We start from the raw sequence: 20,033 nt of genomic DNA on the forward strand, positions 1-20,033 counted from the left end.
GCGCGAGCGCGCAGCTCTGGACGCGCGGCGGAGGTGGCTCGTGGCGGTGAAGAAGCGAGCATCGGCGGTGGCTGTGGGTGTGTCGTTCGTGCTGGTGCTGACGCTCTTCGCGGGCAGCGCGCTCGGTCAGCAAGGGACGCTCGCGAGACCGGCGCCCGCGAGCGAGGCGCTCGCGCTCGTGTTCCGGGTGCGCGGTCTGCGCAGTGATCGCGGGCAGGTGATGGGCGCGCTCTTCGATCGACCGGAGCGGTGGGTGCGCGCGGGCGAAGAGGTCGCGGCGTGCCACGTGCGCATCCGCGGTCGTGAGGCGCGCTGCGAGCTGACGGCGCGGCCCGGGCGCTACGCGTTCGCGTTCGCGCACGACGAGGACGGCGATGGTCGCTTCGACCGCGACTTCCTCGGGATCCCGCAGGAGGGCTACGGGTTCTCGAACAACGTGCGCCCCTCGCTCTCGCTCCCGAGCTGGCAGTCGGCCGCGTTCCCGCTCCGCGAGACGCCGAGCGGCGAGCTCGTCGTCACCACGCGCTACGGGATCTGATCGCTATCGCCGCAGCACCGTCTCCGGCGTCTCGCCCTCTGCCGTCCGGATCACGCCGCGCTCGGTGTAGATCGCGCGCACCAGGCGCGCGGGCGTCACGTCGAACGCGGGATGGCGACACGGGATCCCGTCCTCGACGAGCACGCTCGCGCCGACCTTCGCGACCTCGTCGCGCGAGCGCTCTTCGATCGGGATCGCACGACCGTCCGGCGTGCGGCGATCGATCGTGCTCCACGGCGCCGCGACCGTGAACGGCACCTCGTGCGCGCCGCACAACACCGCGAGCCCGTAGGTGCCGATCTTGTTCGCGACGTCGCCGTTCGCCGCGATGCGATCCGCGCCCACCACCGCGAACCCGATCTCGCCGCGCGACAGGAAGTGACCGGTCATCGAGTCGGTGATGACCTCGACCGGGATGCCGTCGTGGTGGAGCTCCCACGACGTGAGCCGCGCGCCCTGCAGATACGGACGCGTCTCGCACGCGAGCACCTTCGCGATCCGTCCCTCCGCGTGTGCGGCCCGGATCACACCGAGCGCGGTGCCGTAGCCACCCGTCGCGAGCGCGCCCGCGTTGCAGTGCGTGATCACGGTCGCGCCGATCGGGACGTCCTTCGCGCCGAGCGCGCCCATCGCCTTGCACGCTGCGACGTCCTCGCGATGGATCGCCTCGGCCTCCGCGATCATCCGCGCCGCGCGCGCCTCGGGCTCGAGCTTCGCGACGTCGGCGGCGATTCGCGCCATCCGCGCGATCGCCCACGCGAGGTTCACCGCGGTCGGACGCGTCGCATCGAGCGCGCGCCCCGCGACCCCGATCGCCATCAGGAACACCGCGGCCTCGCCGCGCTCCTGCACCGCGAGCTGCGCGAGCCCGTACGCGGCGGTGATCCCGATCGCAGGCGCGCCGCGCACCACCATCGTGCGGATCGCGTCCGCGACCTCGTCCGCCTTGCGGAGTCGCAGATAGCGGATCTCCGAGGGCAGGAGGCGCTGATCGAGCAGCACGACCTCGTTCGTCGCGGGCTCGTACTCGACGGCGAAGAACGCGCGGCTTCCGGAGAGCGGTTCGCGCGAGAGCTCGGGGAGACGCATTCGTTCGCCAGCATAACCGCCGCAGCGGGCGCGCCGAGGTGACGTCCGCGCAGCACGTGGGTGGTCCCACGCGGGTGTCGTGTGTGGCGCACGCGTGACGAGAACGCGCGTATCGTGACCGGTTCGGCATCTCCCTGTTTCCGGTTGGGGCGCGACGCGTCATCGAGGCGAAACGCGGCAGGGGGTGGCGACCGAGTTATCCACGGAACCTGTGGATAACTTGTGGAGCGCTGGGGATCGTTTGTGGGTCGAGCGTGACGCACGCCCGGTCGTCCTCGCGCTCCGAAGCCGGCGGTCGACGTGCGCTGCGCGCGCGTGAGAGCCTCGACACGCGATGATTCCGCCGACGCACTACCGGCACTCCAACCGCGTCTCGCTCCTCTGGCTCCCGCCCGCGCTCGCCGTCTGCGCTGCGATCGCGTTCGTGATGGCGTTCGTCTACGCGTACGCGATGGTCTACGTGCCGGTCGTGCAGCTCGCGTTCTTGCTGCCGATCGTCTACGGCGCGGGCATGGGCGCGGGGATCACGTGGATCCTCAAGAAAGCCAAGGTGCGGAGCCCGTTCATCGCGACCGGCATCGCGTTCCTCGCGACCGCGGGGTCGTACGCGCTCTCGTGGATCCCGTGGACGTACGCGACGTACGCGCGCGCCGACGTCCCCGGGCTGACCTTCCTCGACGTGCTCTGGCCGCCCTCGCTGATCTCGATGATCGCCGGGATCTACGAGACCGGCGCGTGGTCGATCGGCAGCGGCGGCGGCGAGGCGGTGAGCGGCGTGATGCTCGGCATCTGCTGGGTGATGGAGGCGATCTTCGTGCTCGGCATCGTGCCCTTCGTCGCCCACGGCGCCGCAGGCGGCGTGTTCTGCGAGAAGTGCGACCGCTGGTGCTCGCCGATCCCCGACGTGATGCGCCTGCCGGTGTCGGCCCAGCGCGAGCTCGCGCCGCGGCTCGACGATCGTGATCTGCGCGTGCTGACGGAGGTCCCGCGCGCGCAGCCCTACGACAATCCGTTCCTCGTCGTCGACCTCGCGGTGTGCAACGGGTGCGGCGAGACCAACACGCTCTGCCTCGCGCACGTGCACCGCACGCAGCAGGGCAATCGCGAGCACGTCGCGCGCACGTACGTGGTGAGCCACGTGCTGCTCACGCGCGAGCAGGCCGACTGGGTGCGGCGGGGCTGAGCGGATGGAAGCGCTCCTCGGGCTCGTCGTGATGCTCGCGATCGGCGGCGCGTTCGTCGCGTTCGTCGTGCTGCTCGTCGTGCTCGGGCAGAAGCAGGCGCAGAAGAACCGCGAGCGCTTCGCGCGCGCGGCGGAGGCGCTCGGGCTCACGCTGCAGGGCACGCACGAGGCGGTCGCGGTGCGCGACGGCATCGCGGTGCGGGTGCACCTCACGAGCGAGTCGCGCGGCAGCGGCAAGAGCCGGCGCCGCGTGAACGTGACGCGCTACTACGCGTACCCCGATCCGCCGCTGCGCATGGGGCTCGAGCTCTCGGAGCAGACCGCGTTCTTCGGGGATCTGCTCGACTTCGCGGGGCTCTCGAACGACGTGACGCTCGGTGATGCGGCGCTCGACGCGGCGCTGCGCATCAAGGCGCTCGAGACCGATCATGCGCGCGCCGTGCTGCGCGAGCCGATGGTCGGCCCGCCGATCCTCGAGGCGTGCCGCATCGGTCGTTTCGCGCTCGCCGACGGGCAGGGGTTCATGCAACACGATCAGTGGGCGCTCGATGCGCCGCAGCTCGGCGCGCGGCTGGACTGCCTGCATCGCGTGATGCACGCGCTGGTCGCGGCGCGCAGGCGATGGCGCGCGTCGTGGGAGCACGCGCTCGACGGGGCGTGGGGCGCGATCGCGACGACCGAGGGCATGACCTACGACGCGGCGCGCTCGCAGCTCTACGGGCGGGTCGCGGACACGAGCGTGCAGGTCGTGGTGACGACCGAGAAGGGCGCGCTGGTGACGCGCGCCGAGGCGCGCTTCGAGCCGCCGCTCGGGCTGGGGCTCTCGGTGTACCGCACCGGCGTCGCGCAGAACCTGGGGAAGCTCCTCGGCGCGCAGGACGTGCAGGTCGGCGTCGCGGCGTTCGACGCGCTCTTCACGGTGAAGGCGACCGATGAAGCCGGTGCGCGCCGCGCGCTCGGCGGAGAGGCCGCGGACGCGATCGTGCGGATCTCGAGCCTCGCGCGCGACGTGAGCGCGGACGACGGGGCGATCCGCGTGCACATCGACGGCGTGGCGCACGATCCGCGCGCAGTGGGCGCCCTCGTGCGCGCGATGTGCGAGGCCGCGCGGGGGATGCGCGGAGTCGGCGCGGCGGCGCCGGCGGGCGTGTATCGGTAGGCCGCGCTCACCGCAGCGAGGCGACGAGGACGCGCGGAGCCTCGGGGCCCTCGCCGTCGGGATCGAAGCGCGCCGCGATCACGTCGCCGGCGCGGACGACGTGCTCGGTCGGGACGGCCGGCGCGAACGGCGATCGATCGATCACGACCTGCGAGCGAGGTGCCCGGGACCCGTCGATCGTGTCCGCGTCCTCCGCGAACGCGACGCGGGTCACTCCGCCCACCGCGATCGTGAGCGCGGGTGGATCGAGCGGCGCGGCGCCCGCGGTCGGCACACCGATCGATCCGTCGCGCAGGAGCGCCGCGCCGCCGTAGCACCATGCACCGCCTGCGCACGACTCGGCCACGTGGATCCAGGTCGCGAGCCGATCTCCGGGCCGCGCGTCGATCGCGAGCGACTCAGCGCCCGCGAGCTGCACCGTCGCGGGGCCCTCGCCGACCGGCACGATCGCCATGCGATCACGGGCTCCGATCGCGTGCACGGCGCCGCGCGCCGGCAGCGGTACCACCGTGCCGCGCCGATCGACGAGCACGACCGGCACGAGGTTGCTCCCCAGCTCTCCCGCGGTGATCAGCGCGCCGTCGCGCGCGGGCACGGCGAGCATGCGATAGGTCCCGACGTCGGGTGCGATGCCGGCCGGCGCGGTGGCGATGCGTCCCCGCGCGTCGATCGTGCGGGTCACGATCGCGCCGTTCAGCTCGCCGAGGGTGATCCACGCGGAGGAGCTCGCGACGATCTCTCGCGCGACCTCGATGCCGAGATCGATCGGTGGGGAGAGCGCCGGGCCGGGCTCGACGAGCGCGGTGACGAGGTGCGGCTCGTCGTCGACCTCCGCGGTCCAGAACGCACGCACCGCCCGTCCCAGCGCGACGAGGCGCAGATCGTCCTCGGAGGGCGCGAGCGCGCCGAGATCGATCGTGCGGCACGCGGCCGTCGCGCACGCATCGCACTCCGACAGATCGAGCGCCGCGCAGCCCGCACGGCACGCGAGCGCGCCGCTCGCGAAGCCCCGCGACGTGCAGGTCTCGCCGCGCACGTCCGCGAGGTCGCAGGCCTCGCGCGCGTGGTTGCACTCGACGGCGCACGTGATCTCGCGGTCGCAGCCACCGTGGCAGCGCTCGACGCACGCGACGGCGTGGTCCTCGACGCGCCCGTTCCCACAGGTCGCCGCGATCGACTGCGCTGGAGGCACCTCGGCCGGACGCTCCGTCGAGATGGGATCACAGGGCATCCGCGCCTCGCGCTCGTCGACGGCGGGAGGCGCGCCGCCGCACGCGGCGATCACGATCGCGAGGAGGAAGCACGTTCGCACGGGCCCACTCTCGCACGAACGGCGGTGGAGCCACGATTGCACCGCGGGAGCGCGAGGAGGTGCTCGATGTCGCGACGTTGCAGCCATCTGGACCAGGTGACCGGGATCCCGTCCGCCGGGCGCGGCTGCGAGGAGTGCCTCGCGATGGGCGACACCTGGGTGCACCTCCGCGCGTGCCGGACCTGCGGTCACGTCGGTTGCTGCGACAGCTCGAAGAACCGCCACGCGACGAAGCACTTCCGGGCGACCGGGCACCCGATCGTGACCTCCGTCGAGCCCGGCGAGACGTGGAGCTACTGCTACGTCGACGACGTGATGTTCGAGCTGGACCCGCGGCGCGCGCATCCGTGACGCGTGCGCTCGCGTGAGCGTGTCGCGTGAGCGTGAGCGTGAGCGTGAGCGTGTCGCGTGAGCGTGCGCGTGAGCGTGTCGCGTGAGCGTGAGCGTGGGCGTGAGGGTGAGCGTGAGCGTGAGCGTGAGCGTGAGCGTGAGCGTGAGCGTGAGCGTGAGCGTGAGCGTGAGCGTGAGCGTGAGCGTGAGCGTGAGCGTGAGCGTGTTGGTTTGGTGCGGGGGCGATCTGCCGTCTCGGCATCGGCCGGGAGAGCGGCTCGGGACTCTCAGCGTGCCGCGGTGCTCGGACGCGTCCAGGACGGTCGCTTCGCGACCGCCGTGCTCGCCGTGCTCGCCATGCTCGCTCCGCTGCGCGTGGCTCCGCGCGGCTCCGCGCGGCGCTGTGCTGCGGGCGGCGCGTTCGCGCCGTCCTCGCTCCGCGTCCCGGACACGTCCTGCGCGCCACGGCGGGTGTGGTGGGCCCGACACGGGGCGAGGAGGTCACGATGCTCGCTATCTATCCCACCGCACGGCAGGCACTTCGTCGCATCGGCGCGATCGCGACGCAGATCGAGAAGCACGACTCCGATCTCGCACGACAGATGCGCCGCGCAGGAACGTCGATCGTGCTCAACATCCGCGAAGGCTCGCAGTCACAAGGACGCAATCGACACGCGCGCTACTGGAACGCGGCCGGCAGCGGTGCCGAGGTGCTCGGATGTCTCGATTGCGCAGAAGACCTCGGCTACGTGCGTGACGTCGATCCCGCACTGCGCGCGGAGCTGAGCCACGTCGTCGGAGTGCTCGTTCGCGTCGCACGCGCGGCGCGCTGAGAGAGAGAGAGAGAACGTGAGCGCGTCGGGCGCTGCAATCGCGCCCGACGTGTTCTCGTACGACGCGCACGCTTCCCGCTCCCGCTCCCGCTCACCCTCACGCTGCCGCTCACGCTCACGCTGCCGCTCCCGCGCCCGCTCACCCTCACGCTCACGCTCACGCGACACCCTCACGCCCACGCCCACGCTCACGCGACACGCTCACGCTCACGCGACACGCTCACGCCCACGCTCACGCGACACCCTCACGCCCACGCTCACCCTCACCCTCACCCTCACCCTCACGCTCACGCTCACGCGACACGCTCACGCCCACGCTCACGCTCACGCCCACGCGACACCCTCACGCCCACGCGACACCCTCACGCTCACGCTCACGCGACACGCTCCCCCTCACGCCCACGCGAACGCGAACGCGAACGCTCACGCGCCTCGAATCGGCTCCCCCTCCAGGCGCGTCCACGCGCTCGCGAGGCGCTGCGTGCGCGCCTTCGACGCGACCCCGAAGATCGCTCGGTCCCGCACCCAGCGTGCGCGCGTCGCGTCGTCGACCGACGTCCAGCACGGCTCGCACGCTTCGATCACGCCGCGCGTCGCTGCGATCACGCCGCCCACCGCGACGTGGGTCTCGGGCGCGCTGGGATCGGCCTCCGTCAGCGAGCGGGTCGCGATCAGCGCCGCGAGCATCTGCTCGCGCACCTCGTGCGGCCATCGCGCGCGCGCGCCGATCGCGAGCAGCCACGCGAGCGCTGCCGCGTGCACGTGCAGATCCTCCACCGTGCGGAACGGCTTCAGGTACTGGTCGTATCCGTCGCCCGGCAGCACGTCCTCGTCGCGCACCCGCACGCCCTCGAGCGCGAGCGCCGCATGCGGGATCTCGGGCACGAACGGCATCTCTCCGAGCGCCGTGATCGTCACGCCCGGCGCGCTCGCCGCGACACGCACCAAACGCAGCTCCGGTCGATCCCCGCTCGGCTTCGCGAGACGCGCGATCACGAGCACCAGGCCGTCGGTGCGCCCCGGCGCGCCGAGCGTCACCCAGTTCTTGCGACCGCTCAGCGTCCAGCCATCGCCCTCGCGCGTCAGCGTCGTCTCGATCGCGCGCGGATGTGCGCCGCCCTGCTCGGTCGCCGCGAGCGACGCGGGCGCGTCCGCGGGCAGATCGGGCACCAGCGCCCGCAGCGCGGCCGCGTATCCACCCGCGAACGCGAAGCCGAGCCGATCGACGCGCGCCGCGCCCGCGATCGCACGATCGACCGGACGCTCGAAGTACCTCGTCGCCTCGAGATGGTCCTCCCACCAGTCCGATGCGCGCTCGAACGCGAGCGGCGGATCGAGCGGCCGGAGCACGCGCGTCATGACCTCGTGGAGCATGCGCGGGAAGGTATCGCGGAGCGTGAAGGCGAGCGACGTCCCGACGTACGATGCCCGCGATGCTCGAGATGATGGCGGGTCGCGTGCACGAGACGCGCGAGGGGCACTTCGTCGGCACGATCTTCGTGTCGTTCATCGGGCCGCTCTTCCCGCTGCGCACGATGTACGTGACCAGCGAGGAGGTCTCGCGTCACGGCAACGCGACGACGGTGCGCTGGAGCGGCATCGACCTGCCGCTGCACCCGACGAGCGTCGCGCTCGGCCACCTGCGGGTCTGGCTGCCCATCCTCGCGTTCGTCGCGCCCTTCGCGCTGATGTGGGGCGAGAGCGTCGACTTCGCGCGGCCCGAGTGGCTCCTGAGCGTCGCGCTGCTCGCGCTGTGGATCGTGCTGCTGCTCGGGCCCGGAAAGCTGCGCGGCGAGCGCGCGAAGCAGATCGAGGTGCTCGGCGCCGCGACCGGACTCGCGCTCGATCCCGCGGCGCTCGAGCGGGTGCAGCGCGCGGGTCGCGCCGACGTCGTCGGCCACGAGCTCACGCAGCACGGCATCGCGATCGAGGATCCGACGCGCCTCGCCGACGCGGCGCGCGCCGACGTGCTCTCGCTCGCCTACGCCTACGCGCGTTATCGCGGCGTCGACGATCCCGCGTGGCGCGCATGCGCGAGCGCGCTCTGGTCGCGCATCGCGCGCGACGGCGTCTGACGCTCACGCCCCCGCCTCGCGATCGGCGCCTCGCGCGTCGCGACGTGCCGCGACCACCCTCGCGCATCCGCGGCCCCGCATCGCGTGCTGGCGCCTCGGGCGTCGCGCGACCGCGCCCCCCGCCTCCGCGACATCACCCCCGCCGCCGCCGGATGATCCCCCGCCTCCGATCCCCTCGGTCCCCCAGGGACCGTGATCGATCGATGCGGGGCATCGATCGACGCAACGGGGGCGCGCATCGCCCGACGAGGGGGGCGTGCGTGCGGCGCGGGGGGCTCGTGGTGAGCCTGCCTCGGGCCGTGCGCCGTTCACCGGGATCGCGGGCGCGAGAGGCGCTGCCGCGATCGAAAGGGCGCAGATCCTCATGGCCAAGCTCACGATCGGACAGAAGGCGAGCCGCGTGCTCCGGCTCCTCATGGGCCTCCGCAACCCTCGGATCGCCGCCGCGCTGCAGCGGCACGGCTTCGACGACGCGGATCTCGCGCGCGGATTGTCGCTGCTCGGGCGCCTCACCCAGGGCCGCCTCGCCGTCGCGCCGGTGCCGGTGAGCACCGATCCGCGCGTCGTGGTCGAGCTCGACGCGTGGGAGAACAAGTGGTTCCCGATCTGCGAGGTCGTGCTCCGGAACCACGCGCCCGAGGCGCACGAGCGCGTGTTCCTCAACCTCTCGCAGACGACGGGCCCGGAGGTGATCGTCTCGGTCGGGACGTTCGTGGAGCGCGTCACGGCGCTGCCGCGCCCGCGCACCGACGGCGGGCTCGGCCGCGAGGGCCGCAGCGCACGCGACCTGCTCGCGAAGCGCGGCCTGACCGACGCGGTGATCGACGACGCGCGCGCCCTGCTCGCGCGCGTCGAGCGCATCGAGCGCACCGAGGAGGCGGCGTCGCCGCGCTCGCCCGAGGACGACGCGCTCGCCGAGCGCGATCTCTGGGCGTGGTACCTCGAGTGGAGCACCATCGCGCGCGCCGTGATCACCGACGGGCGGCTGCTCCGTCAGCTCGGCTTCGGCGGCAGGGCGCGCCCGAGCGACGCCGAGCACGAGGGCGACGCGCCCGATCTCGACGAGGACGAGGGGAGCCGGCGCGAGGCGTGACGAACGAGAGGGCCCGCGGCGCGCGCGTCGCGGACCTCTCGCGCCTCACGGGATCACGCGACGCCGCCGCAGCTCGCCGAAGAGCGCGTCGAACATCACGTCGGTCGCGACGTGCTCGTGGAACCCGGCGCGCCGCAGCTTCGAGCCGTCGGCGATCACGTCGTAGTCCCACCCGAGCACGAAGTCCGCGAAGCGCCACGACGCGACGTCGCGGTAGGGGTTCGGCGCGAGGCCGTGCTGGGCGACCATCGCGTTCCACAGCGGCTCCTTGTCCGCCATCACGACCTCGAGCGACATCGGGAGCGGCGGCGCGACCTCGACGTCGAACCAGCGCGCGATCGCCGGCCACGTCTCGCTCCACCGGAACTGGTCGCCGTTGTTCACGTTGAACGCCTGGTTCGCGCCGCGCGGATCGGTCGCCGCCCACACCGTCGCGCGCGCGAGCAGGCCGGCGTCGGTGACCTCGAGCAGCGCGTCGTACGCGCCCGGCTTGCCGGGGAAGCGCATCGGCACGCCGAGCTGCTTCGACATCGACGCGAGCACCGCGAGCGTGCTGACGAGGTTCATCGGATTGCCGAGCGCGACGCCGCCGACGACCGAGGGGCGCAGCGCGGACCACGTCCAGCCGCGCGCGCGGCTCCGCGCTTCGAGCACACGCTGCTGATCGACGTTGAACTCGGGCGGCATGTGCGGCGGATCGGACTCGCGCGCCGGCGTCTTGAAGGGCCCGAGGTGCGCGCCGTAGACCTTGTAGCCCTGCATCAGGCTCACGTGCGCGAGCCTGCGCGCGACCGGCTCGATCGCGTCGAGCACGTTCACGAGCATCGCGACGTTCGGCGCGACGAGCTCGGACCACGTCGGCCGATCCTGGTACGCGGCGTAGAACACGTGCGTCACGTCGGAGAGCGCGCGCAGCCGCTCGCGCGTCGCGTCGCGGTCGAGCAGGTCGACCGCGACGTGCTGGACGCGCTCGGTCGACGCGCCGCCGCGCCGCGAGAGCGCGACGACGCGCCAGCCTTCGCAGCGCTCGAGCTGCGCGACGAGCTCGCGCCCGATCACACCGTTGGCGCCGGCGACGAGCGCGACGCGCTCGCCCCGAGAGGAGCTGTTCGAGTGGGTCATGGCGAGCGTCACGATGGACGCTCGATGGGCCGAGAACTAGAGTCCGCGGGCGACCGAGACTTGTGAGCGACGGTCACGATCGACGGGGCACGTGGGACGGCTCGAGGTCAATCGGTCGGGCGAGATGGAGGCCTTCGTGCGGGTCGTCGAGCTCGGCGGGCTCTCCGCCGCGGCGCGCCGGCTCGGGATGACGCCCTCGGCCGTCAGCAAGCTGGTCGCGCGCCTCGAGGAGCGGCTCGGCGTGCGCCTGCTGCATCGCTCGACGCGCAAGCTGCGGCTCACCGACGAGGGCTCGTTCTTCTACGAGCGCAGCGTGACGATCCTCGAGGAGATGCGCGCGGCCGAGAGCACGCTCACGGAGGGCGGTGCGCCGCGCGGGCGGCTGCGGATCAACAGCAACGTCCCGTTCGGGCTCCAGGTGCTGCTCCCGCTGATCCCGCGCTTCGCGGACCAGCACCCCGAGATCACGCTCGACATCGCGCTCGGCGACGTGGTGGTCGATCTCTTCGAGGCGCGCGCCGACGTCGCGATCCGCACCGGCTCGCTGCGCGACTCGCGCCTCGTCGCGCGCAAGCTGGGCGAGAGCCGGATGGTCGTGGTCGCGTCGCCCGACTACCTCGCGCGCCACGGGACGCCGCGGACGACCGACGAGCTCGCGCGCCATCGCCGCCTCGCGTTCTGCTTCGCGCGGCAGAGCGACGCGTGGCCGTTCCGCGACGGCACGCGCGGCGTGACGTCGATCCCGCAGGGCGACGCCGTCCTCGTCAGCGACGGAGAGGCGATGCGGCGTCTCGCGCTCGCGGGCGCCGGCGTCGCGCGGCTCGCGCGCTTCCAGGTGGCCGAGGATCTGCGCGCAGGGCGGCTGCGCACCGTGCTCGACGCGATCGACGTGGGCGAGGTGCAGCCGGTGCACGCCGTGTACGTGGGCGAGGGGCGTCGCGTCCCGGCGCGGGTGCGCGCGTTCCTCGACTTCCTCGTGGCGCACGTCGCGCTCGAGTGACGACCGGGGTTGTGCGCGATCCGGCGCGCCGGCATCCTCGTCGCCATGAGCGGACGACTCGCCGCCGTTCTCGCACTGTGCCTGCCGCTCTCCAGTTGTTACGCGAGCCACGGCCTGGACGGCGATGGTCCGAGCGCCGATCTCGACGCCTCGGTGCGCTTCGATGCGTCGCCGGTGCCGCGCGACGCGTCGGGCCGCGACGCGGCCGCGCCGCGTGATGCGAGCCGACCGCCGCGCGACGCCCAGCTCCCGAGCGTGCCCGACGCGGGGTACGACCCCGGCACGCTCGCCGGCGACTACTACACGTTCTGCGCGCGCAGCGCGCTCCTGTCGTGCGAGCCCAACGCGCGCTGCTGCGACCACCCCGATCGTGTGCTGCCGCCCGGCGACTGCCTCGACATCCTTCTCGAGGGGTGCGCCACCACCGCGGCCGAGCTCGAGCCGCTGCGCGCTCAGCTCACGTGGGATCGCGAGGCCGCCGACGCGTGGCTGCGCTCGATGATCGACGCCGCGCCGTACTGCGATCCGATCGAGATCCCGAAGCAGAACGAGTTCCTCGTCGGCAGCGTCCGCGAGGGCGGAGACTGCACCCCGCCGGTCCCGCCGCGCACGGACCTGCTGGGCTCGTGGGCGCGCTACGTGTGCGTGCCCGGCCTGCGCTGCGAGATCACCGGCACCATCGATCGCATGCAGGGCCGCTGCACCGCGCTCGGCGAGATCGGCGATCCCTGCACGACGGCCTCCGAGGACTGCGAGCCCGGCCTCTTCTGCGACGTGCGTGCGGTGAGCGATCCGCGCGCTGCCTCGCCGGGGCTCTGCATGCCGCGCGCGCCGGTCGGCGGCGAGTGCACCACCGACTTCGCGTGCGACGCGCTCTACTGCACTCGCGAGGGCCAGTGCGCGCCCCTCGAGGCGCGCGACACGTGGTGCATCGCCATCGTGAACCCGATCGTCGACCGACTCAGCCCTCGGCGATGACCTTGTCGAGGATCTCGTTGACGATCGCCGGGTTCGCGGTCCCGCGGGTCGCCTTCATCACCTGACCGACGAAGAAGCCTCTCACGCTGGTCTTGCCGGCCCTGAGCTTCTCGAGCTCCTTCGGGTTGTCGGCGACGACCTTGCGGATCGCGGCCTCGATCGCGCCGGTGTCGGTCACCTGCGCGAGGCCCTTCTTGTCGACGATCTCCTTCGGAGCCTTGCCCGTCTTCACCATGTCGGCGAAGACGTCCTTCGCGATCTTGCCGTTGATCGTGCCGGTCTCGACCAGCGCGAGCAGCTCCGCGAGACGCTCCGGCGGGATCGGGAAGCGCGCCTCGAGGCCGTTCGTCGTGGTGTCGCGCAGCACCTCGCTCTGCACGAAGTTCGCGACCTTCTTGCCGGTCGTCGCGAGCGGCTGCTTCGTCAGCGCGGCGGTGTCGACGACCGCCGACTCGAACCACGCCGCGATGCCCGGGTGCGCGCCGAGCACGCGCGCGTCGTACTCGGTGAGCCCGAGCTCGCTCTGCCAGCGCGCGCGACGCGCCGGGATCGCCTCGGGCATGTGCGCGCGCACCTCGTCGATCCACTTCGGATCGACGCTGAGCGGCGGCAGATCGGGATCGCTGAAGTAGCGATAGTCGTGCGCCTCTTCCTTGCTGCGCATCGAGAGCGTCTTGCCCTGGGGCTCGCTCCAGGTGCGCGTCTCCTGCACGACCTTGCCGCCGCTCGAGACCAGCGCTTCCTGGCGCGCGACCTCGTACTCGATCGCCTTCTTCACGAAGCGGAACGAGTTGATGTTCTTGAGCTCGACGCGGGTGCCGAGCTTCGGATCACCGACCGGGCGGATCGAGACGTTCGCATCGCAGCGGAACGAGCCCTCCTCGAGGTTCCCGTCGTTCACGCCGGCGAACATCAGGATGTCGCGCAGCACCTTCAGATAGGCCTCGGCCTCGTCGGCACTGCGCAGATCCGGCGCGCCGACGATCTCGATCAGCGGCACGCCCGCGCGGTTGAAGTCGACCAGCGTGCCTACGCCCGCGCCCACGCCGTGGAGGTTCTTCGCCGCGTCCTCCTCGAGGTGGATGCGGATGATCCCGACCGTCTTCTTGCCGCTGCCGCTCTCGATCTCGAGCGTGCCGTGCTCGTTCATCGGCAGCTCGAACTGCGAGATCTGATAGCCCTTCGCGAGGTCGGGATAGAAGTAGTTCTTCCGCGCGAAGCGCGACGCGCTGCGCACCTCGCACCCGGTCGCGAGCGCGGCGCGGATCGCGAGCTCGATCGCCTGGCGGTTCGGCACCGGCAGCGCGCCCGGAAGGCCGATGCACACCGGGCAGATCTGCGTGTTCGGCGGCGCGCCGTACGCGGTCGCGCATCCGCAGAACATCTTCGTGCGGGTGAGGAGCTGCGCGTGCACCTCGAGCCCGATCACCGTCTCGTACGCCGTGCTCATGATCGCCTCACGCGGAGAAGATGGGAGCGTGGAGATCCTTCCACTCGGTCGCCTGCTCGTAGGCGTGCGCGAGCTGGAAGAGGAGGTCCTCGCGGAACGCGGGCGCGGTGAGCTGCATGCCGATCGGCAGGCCCTGATCGATCCCCGCGGGGACGTTGATCGCGGGCAGGCCCGCGAGGCTCGGCGGCAGCGTGAACACGTCCGCGAGGTACATCTCGAGCGGGTTCTGGGTCTTCGCGCCGAGCGGGAACGCGACGCTCGGCGAGGTCGGCGTGAGCACGACGTCGCACGACTCGAACGCCCTCGCGTAGTCGCGCGCGATGAGCGTGCGCGCCTTCTGCGCCTTCGCGTAGTACGCGTCGTAGTACCCGGCGCTGAGCACGTACGTGCCGAGCATGATCCGGCGCTTCACCTCGGGGCCGAAGAGCTGCGCGCGCGTCTTGCCGTACGTCTCCTTGAGATCGCCCGACTCGATGCGCGGCCCGAAGCGCATGCCGTCGAAGCGCGCGAGGTTCGAGCTGCACTCCGCGGGCGCGACGATGTAGTACGCGCTGACCGCGTGCTCCGCGGTGGGCAGCGCGACGTCGACGATGGTGCAGCCGAGCGAGCGCAGCGTCTCGATCGCCTTCAGCATCGCGGCCTTCACGCTGGGCTCGTTGCCCGCGCCGTCCACCGCGTCGCGCACCACGCCGACCCGCAGGCCCTTCACCGGCTCGCCGAGCGCGGCCTCGTAGTCGGCGACCGGCACCTCGGCGCTCGTCGCATCGCGCCGGTCGTGGCCCGCGATCACCTTCGTGATGCGCGCCAACGAGCGCACGTCGCGTGCGAAGGGCCCGATCTGATCGAGCGACGACGCGAACGCGATGAGCCCGTAGCGCGAGACGCGCCCGTAGGTCGGCTTGAGCGCGACGAGGCCGCAGAACGATCCGGGCTGGCGCACCGAGCCTCCGGTGTCGCTCCCGAGCGAGAGCGGTGCGAACCCGGCCGCGACCGCCGCTGCGCTGCCGCCGGAGCTGCCGCCCGGCGCGCGCCCCTGCATCCACGGGTTGTGCACCGCGCCGTACGCGCTGTTCTCGTTCGACGAGCCCATCGCGAACTCGTCCATGTTGCACTTGCCGACGATCACCGCGCCGGCGGCGCGCAGCCGCTCGATCACGTCGGCGTCGTAGGGCGCGATCCAGCCCTCGAGGATCTTCGACGCGCAGGTCGTCGGCGTGCCGCGCTGGCAGAGGTTGTCCTTCACCGCGACCGGGACGCCCGCGAGCGGACCGATCGCCTGGCCCGCCGCGCGTGTGCGATCGACCGCGGCCGCCATCGCGAGCGCGCCCTCGGCGTCGACGTGCAGGAACGCGCGGATGCCCGCGTCGAGGCTGGCGATGCGTGCGAGCGCGGCGCGCGCGACCTCGACCGCCGAGACCTCCCCCTTCGCGATCTTCTCGGCGATCGCGACGGCGCTGAGCTGGTGCAGCATCACTCGCCCTCCATGACCTTCGGCACCGCGAACGCGCCGGCCTCGCTGCGCGCCGCGGCACGCAGGGCCTCTTCACGACGCAGCGACGCGACCGGCACGTCGGCGCGCAGCGGACAGACCATCTCGAGCGCGTGCTGCGTCGGCGGGACGCCCTCGGTGTCGAGCTTCGCGAGCGTCGCCATCGAGTCGAGGATGGAGTCGAGCTGCGCCTGCATCGTGCGCACCTCGTTCTCGTCGAGCGCGAGCCGCGCGAGCGACGCGACGTGCCGGACTTCGTCGAGGCCGATCCGCTGGGTCATCGTAGTCCTCCCGAGAGGGGGCGGGACGGTAGCACGCGGTCACGCAACGAGCGCCGCGTGGCGCCGATGGGACGCGCTGCATGGCCGAGCACTCCACGCGCGAAGGATCCCGACGAGAGCACATCGGGGGGTACGAGGTGCTCTCGCGGATCGGCGCGGGAGGGATGGCCGAGACGTTCCGGGCGCTGCGGCGCGGGCCCGGCGGCATCGAGCAGCGGGTGTGTCTGAAGCGGATCCTGCCCGCGTGGCAGAGCGACGCGCGCTTCGTACGGATGTTCCTCGAGGAGGCGCGCATCGCGGCGCGGCTGCGGCACGCGACGATCGTGCAGGTGCTCGACGTGGGGGAGCACGAGGGCGCGCCGTTCCTCGCGCTCGAGCTGATCGAGGGCGCGGATCTACGGCGCGTGCTCGACACCGAGAACGCGCACCGTCGCGTGCTGCCGGCGGACGTGGTGGCGCTGCTCGCGCTGGAGCTCGCGACCGCGCTCGAGCACGCGCACGAGCACGGGGTGCTCCATCGCGACGTGTCCCCGGCGAACGTGCTGATCAGCCAGGTCGGCGAGGTGAAGCTCGCGGACTTCGGGATCGCGAAGGCGCAGGACGGAGCGGCGGTGACCTCGACCGGGTTCGCCAAGGGCAAGGTCGCGTACATGGCGCCCGACTACGCGGCGACCGGCAAGGCATCGACCGCGACCGATCTCTTCTCGCTCGGGGTTCTGCTCTACGAGGCGGCGTCGGGCCGTCGCCCGTTCCGCGGCGCGATGCGCACGCCGAACGATCGCGCGCCGCTCGCCAAGATCGCGCCCCACGTCCCCCAGCGCTTCGTGGAGATCGTCGAGCGTCTGCTCGAGCCCGAGCCGAGCGATCGTCATCCGAGCGCCGGCGCGCTCTTCGATGCGGTCGCGGAGCTCACGCCGACGGCGAGCGCGAGGAGGGCGCTGGGCGCGCTCGCGAGAGCGGCGGATGCGGAGGTCACGACGGTGGAAGAGCGCACGATGGAGTCGGAGTCGCCGCCGTTCCTGTGATCACGCGAACAGGCGAGCGCCTTCTTCTTCCCACCAGCGCCGGTACTTCTGCTGCGCGACCTCGCGCTCCTTGCGCGTCGCGGCGGGATGGAACCCGTAGTACTGCTGGGTCAGCGACTTGAGCTCTTCGCCCGCGGCCGTGCGGATCGCCTCGTCGCTGTGTGAGAGCGCGTCGATGAGCCACTCGATGCGGTGACGCCGCTCGTTCTTCTGGAGCCACGGCATCCACCGGCGCGCCGCGGTCCCCATGTCCTCGCACGCGATCTCGACCAGCGCGCGGTGCGCGACGTCCGCGAGATCCTGATCCTCGTCGTCGAGCAGCTCGATCAGGAGACGCACCGAGCCCGCGTCGCGAAGCGCGCCGAGCGCGCGCGCCGCACGCCTCCGCTTCTCGGGATCGCGCCCGCGGATCTTCGCTGCGCGCCGGAGCTGCGCGAGCGTCTCGACCCACTCCGCTTTGAAGCTCCGGAACCGCGGGAGGATCTCGAGCGCCGCGGCGCGCACTCCGTCGTCGTCGTCGAACGCACGATCCGCCAGCGCGGCGACGAGCGTGGAATGCACGATCTCGCCCGCGACCAGCGTCGCGTAGAAGCGCCGATCCGCCTGCGCCACGTCGAGCAACGACGCGACGTACGGCGCTGCACGATCGCGGAACGCGACGAGCGCGCGCCCGATCGCCGACACGTCGCGACCACGCGGCATGCGCCGATACGGACGCCGACGATCGAACCAGAGCGGCCCCGGGAACGCCTGTGCGAGCGTCGGCAGCGCGACCTCGCCCATGCGCACCAGCGACTCGACGATCGCCTGCTCGCCGTCCGGCCCACAGCGCGAGAGGTCGACCACCATCGCGTTGACCTGATCGCCCATGTCGACGATCACCGACGGGCTCTCGACGCTCGACGGAGGCGCGGCGCGGTTCTGCGGCGGTGCGCTGTCGGCGGGGCGATGGCGCCGTGCGTCGATCGCGGGGACGTGGATGACCTCCTGGGTCACCGGCACGTCGTGATCCGAGACCTCGGCGCGCGGATCGGGGCGCATCGAGCGCGGGCGCTCCGCCGCGCGCTTGGGCGTCGCCGCGACGACGTCGACGCCCGCGTCGCGGACGATGTACGCGCCCCCCGCGCGCGGCGTGATCGCGCGCGGCGGCTCGGGCGTGAGATCGCTGGCGAGATCGTGCTCGCCGCTGTCCGCCGTGTTCGCGTCGTAGGCGAGCGTCAGCTCGGGCTCGTCGTCGTCGCGCGCCGGCGCGGGCGGAGGACGCTCCGAGACCGGCGGGAGCGAGACGTTCGCCTCGGGCGGCAGCGGCGCGGCGCGCGGGATGCCGAGCATCGAGCGGAGCGTCGCGCTGCGGGGCGCGCTCGATCGTGCGAGCGCGGCGACGTCGAGGCCCGGCGAGCTCGCCGTGCGCGAGGCCGCGGGACGCGGGGTCTCCCTCGCGATCGGCGCGGGCGGTGCCGCCGACTCCCAGCGCGATGCGACCGACGATCCCGGCTGCGGGCTCGCGTTCGGCTGGGGCGACTCGAAGCGCGCGACGCGGTCGCGCAGCGACGCTCGATCAGGCAGGCGCGGCTCGTCCTCGGGGCGCGAGAGCTCCGGCAGCGCCTCGGGCGGCGTCGAGGGCGTCGGCTGCGCGCCCGCCCACGATGCGCGCGGTCGCGTCATCGGGGTGATCTCCGCCATCGCGCGCGCGGCCATCTTCAACGTGTCGCGCTCGGAGCCGGCTCGTTCACCCTCGCTGGTCTCGTCACCGCCGCTCGCGCCGCCGCGATCGCCGCCGGTGCCGCGCTGGTATCCCGGGCCTCGCTTGCGCCGCAGGATCAAGCGCTCGAACGCGTCGACCACGCGCGGCACGAACGCGACGAGCTCGGGCAGATCCGCGAGCGTGAACGAGTCACCCGCACGATCGGCGTAGAGCATCAGCACCGCGCGCCCGCGGATCGCGACCGGCATCACCATCGCGGGCGTCGTCGCGCCGCGCGAGAGATCGCGGAGCACGAGGCGATCGAGATCCGACGAGGCGAGCCGACCGACGTGCGGCTTGAGCGAGCGACGCACGTCGCCGAACGTGCCCGGCACGTCGAGCGGCACCGCGACGCGCTGCACCGCCTCGAGGCTCGCGCCCGAGCCGAACGCGTCGCGCCCGTCGGCGACGTCGTCGTGCACCACGAAGAGCGCGGCGTAGTCGAAGAACTGGCGCGAGAACGCGAAGAAGACCTCGAGGATCTCGTCGCGGTGCTCCGCCTGCTCAAGCAGCCTCACGGCGTGTGCGGCGGTCAGCGGGCCGCGGAGGCGCCGCAGCGCGCGCGCGGTCTCGCTGCCGGGCTCGGAGCGCGGCGGCTGGTCGGACGAGGGCTTCGCCGCCGTGGGCTCGGGCTTGGTGGGCTCGGGCTTGGCGGGCGCGGGCGACGGCGCGCTCGGCGCTTGCGCCTCGCGCATGCGTCGCTCGACGACGTCGCGCGGCACGCCGAGCGGATCGGTGGTGCGGCTCTCGGGGACCTGCGAGGTACGCACCGTCGGCGTGCTCGGCGGAGGGGCCTCGTCGTCCTCGTCCTCCTCGTCGAGCCAGTCGGCGACGCTCGGCCGCTTCTGCGGCATTTGCGAGAGCGACAGGCGATCGACCTTGCCCTCCTGAGGCGGAGCGACGTAGGGGACCGGCCCGGGATCGCGCGCGCGCAGCCTGTCGATCAGGCGCGTGTGCCGCGGCGGCGCCTCGATCGCGTAGTGATGGAGCAGCGCCGCCGAGATGCGCACGTCGCAGACGATGCGCGTGACCAGCTCGAAGCCGAGCAGGAAGCCGAGCTGCTCCTCGACGTCGGCGTCGAGCGGGCGCGCGAGCGCGACCAGCAGCGTGCCACCGTCGACCGCGAGCGGGACGAGGCGATGACGCTCGGCGATCTCGCGCGGCACGATGCGCACGGTGTCGCGCGGGACGCGCATGACCTCGTCGCGCGTGGCCGGCAGGAGCGCGTAGAGCGCGGCGCAGTAGGCGGCGAGCGTGTTCTCGGCGACGGCGTCGAGCTCGAGCAGGACGCTCGACATCTCGCCCCCCGACACGACCTGCTTCTGCAACGCC

At 72.6% G+C, this 20,033-nt stretch carries 18 protein-coding genes; 10 read left to right on the forward strand and 8 right to left on the reverse strand.

Annotated features, from left to right (window positions below; all coding sequences use genetic code 11):
- Positions 1 to 67: 67 nt before the first annotated feature.
- The gene (locus I5071_RS01560; RefSeq protein ID WP_236520083.1) at positions 68 to 538 is read left to right on the forward strand and encodes a DUF2141 domain-containing protein; all 471 of its coding nucleotides are present in this window, start codon (positions 68 to 70) and stop codon (positions 536 to 538) included.
- Between the two features lie 3 nt (positions 539 to 541).
- Here the strand turns inward: I5071_RS01560 and mtnA are convergent, their stop codons facing one another.
- Positions 542 to 1,627, reverse strand: a complete 1,086-nt coding sequence (mtnA, locus tag I5071_RS01565) for an S-methyl-5-thioribose-1-phosphate isomerase (protein ID WP_236520084.1) — start codon at positions 1,625 to 1,627, stop codon at positions 542 to 544.
- Between the two features lie 334 nt (positions 1,628 to 1,961).
- On the opposite strand from mtnA, the gene I5071_RS01570 reads away from it, so the two are divergent.
- Positions 1,962 to 2,810, forward strand: a complete 849-nt coding sequence (locus I5071_RS01570; protein ID WP_236520085.1) for a hypothetical protein — start codon at positions 1,962 to 1,964, stop codon at positions 2,808 to 2,810.
- Positions 2,811 to 2,814: 4 nt separating this feature from the next.
- Positions 2,815 to 3,969 carry a hypothetical protein gene (locus I5071_RS01575; RefSeq protein ID WP_236520086.1) on the forward strand — a complete coding sequence of 385 codons (1,155 nt, stop codon included), beginning with the start codon at positions 2,815 to 2,817 and terminating at the stop codon, positions 3,967 to 3,969.
- A 7-nt stretch (positions 3,970 to 3,976) separates the two neighbouring features.
- Here I5071_RS01575 and I5071_RS01580 read toward each other — a convergent pair whose 3' ends face one another.
- Positions 3,977 to 5,281 carry a hypothetical protein gene (locus I5071_RS01580; RefSeq protein ID WP_236520087.1) on the reverse strand — a complete coding sequence of 435 codons (1,305 nt, stop codon included), beginning with the start codon at positions 5,279 to 5,281 and terminating at the stop codon, positions 3,977 to 3,979.
- A gap of 66 nt (positions 5,282 to 5,347) precedes the next feature.
- Between I5071_RS01580 and I5071_RS01585 the strand changes: the two genes are divergently transcribed.
- A complete protein-coding gene (locus I5071_RS01585; protein ID WP_236520088.1) occupies positions 5,348 to 5,632 on the forward strand; it encodes a UBP-type zinc finger domain-containing protein in 285 nt (94 codons plus the stop codon).
- Between the two features lie 455 nt (positions 5,633 to 6,087).
- Positions 6,088 to 6,444, forward strand: a complete 357-nt coding sequence (locus I5071_RS01590; RefSeq protein ID WP_236520089.1) for a four helix bundle protein — start codon at positions 6,088 to 6,090, stop codon at positions 6,442 to 6,444.
- 423 nt (positions 6,445 to 6,867) lie between these two features.
- Here the strand turns inward: I5071_RS01590 and I5071_RS01595 are convergent, their stop codons facing one another.
- Positions 6,868 to 7,818, reverse strand: coding sequence for an acyl-CoA dehydrogenase family protein (locus I5071_RS01595; protein WP_236520090.1), 951 nt, complete (start codon positions 7,816 to 7,818; stop codon positions 6,868 to 6,870).
- A 59-nt stretch (positions 7,819 to 7,877) separates the two neighbouring features.
- On the opposite strand from I5071_RS01595, the gene I5071_RS01600 reads away from it, so the two are divergent.
- Positions 7,878 to 8,519 carry a hypothetical protein gene (locus I5071_RS01600; RefSeq protein WP_236520091.1) on the forward strand — a complete coding sequence of 214 codons (642 nt, stop codon included), beginning with the start codon at positions 7,878 to 7,880 and terminating at the stop codon, positions 8,517 to 8,519.
- 364 nt (positions 8,520 to 8,883) lie between these two features.
- Complete coding sequence (locus I5071_RS01605; protein WP_236520092.1) at positions 8,884 to 9,612, forward strand: hypothetical protein; 729 nt, start codon at positions 8,884 to 8,886, stop codon at positions 9,610 to 9,612.
- Between the two features lie 45 nt (positions 9,613 to 9,657).
- Here I5071_RS01605 and I5071_RS01610 read toward each other — a convergent pair whose 3' ends face one another.
- Positions 9,658 to 10,734 carry an SDR family oxidoreductase gene (locus tag I5071_RS01610; protein ID WP_236520093.1) on the reverse strand — a complete coding sequence of 359 codons (1,077 nt, stop codon included), beginning with the start codon at positions 10,732 to 10,734 and terminating at the stop codon, positions 9,658 to 9,660.
- 91 nt (positions 10,735 to 10,825) lie between these two features.
- Here I5071_RS01610 and I5071_RS01615 point away from each other — a divergent pair, with 91 nt between their 5' ends.
- Positions 10,826 to 11,734, forward strand: coding sequence for a LysR family transcriptional regulator (locus I5071_RS01615; RefSeq protein ID WP_236520094.1), 909 nt, complete (start codon positions 10,826 to 10,828; stop codon positions 11,732 to 11,734).
- 45 nt (positions 11,735 to 11,779) lie between these two features.
- Positions 11,780 to 12,712, forward strand: a complete 933-nt coding sequence (locus tag I5071_RS01620) for a hypothetical protein (RefSeq protein ID WP_236520095.1) — start codon at positions 11,780 to 11,782, stop codon at positions 12,710 to 12,712.
- Here I5071_RS01620 and gatB read toward each other — a convergent pair.
- The 3 genes from gatB to gatC are packed head-to-tail and all read right to left on the reverse strand — an operon-like array spanning position 12,696 to position 15,932.
- Complete coding sequence (gatB, locus tag I5071_RS01625) at positions 12,696 to 14,162, reverse strand: Asp-tRNA(Asn)/Glu-tRNA(Gln) amidotransferase subunit GatB (protein ID WP_329611128.1); 1,467 nt, start codon at positions 14,160 to 14,162, stop codon at positions 12,696 to 12,698. The two genes, I5071_RS01620 and gatB, sit on opposite strands and share 17 nt — an antisense overlap.
- A 7-nt stretch (positions 14,163 to 14,169) precedes the next feature.
- Positions 14,170 to 15,633 carry an Asp-tRNA(Asn)/Glu-tRNA(Gln) amidotransferase subunit GatA gene (gatA, locus tag I5071_RS01630; protein ID WP_329611129.1) on the reverse strand — a complete coding sequence of 488 codons (1,464 nt, stop codon included), beginning with the start codon at positions 15,631 to 15,633 and terminating at the stop codon, positions 14,170 to 14,172.
- A complete protein-coding gene (gene gatC, locus I5071_RS01635; RefSeq protein ID WP_236520097.1) occupies positions 15,633 to 15,932 on the reverse strand; it encodes an Asp-tRNA(Asn)/Glu-tRNA(Gln) amidotransferase subunit GatC in 300 nt (99 codons plus the stop codon). Before gatC ends, gatA begins: the two co-directional genes overlap by 1 nt.
- Before the next feature lie 137 nt (positions 15,933 to 16,069).
- On the opposite strand from gatC, the gene I5071_RS01640 reads away from it, so the two are divergent.
- On the forward strand, positions 16,070 to 16,957 hold the full coding sequence (locus I5071_RS01640; RefSeq protein ID WP_236520098.1) for a serine/threonine-protein kinase: 888 nt from the start codon (positions 16,070 to 16,072) through the stop codon (positions 16,955 to 16,957).
- On the opposite strand, the gene I5071_RS01645 is transcribed toward I5071_RS01640, so the two are convergent.
- A complete protein-coding gene (locus I5071_RS01645) occupies positions 16,958 to 20,029 on the reverse strand; it encodes a HEAT repeat domain-containing protein (RefSeq protein ID WP_236520099.1) in 3,072 nt (1,023 codons plus the stop codon). It lies immediately after the preceding gene.
- Between the last annotated feature and the right edge of the window lie 4 nt (positions 20,030 to 20,033).

It is taken from the genome of Sandaracinus amylolyticus, assembly GCF_021631985.1.
Classification (GTDB): Bacteria; Myxococcota_A; Polyangia; order Polyangiales; family Sandaracinaceae; genus Sandaracinus; species Sandaracinus amylolyticus_A.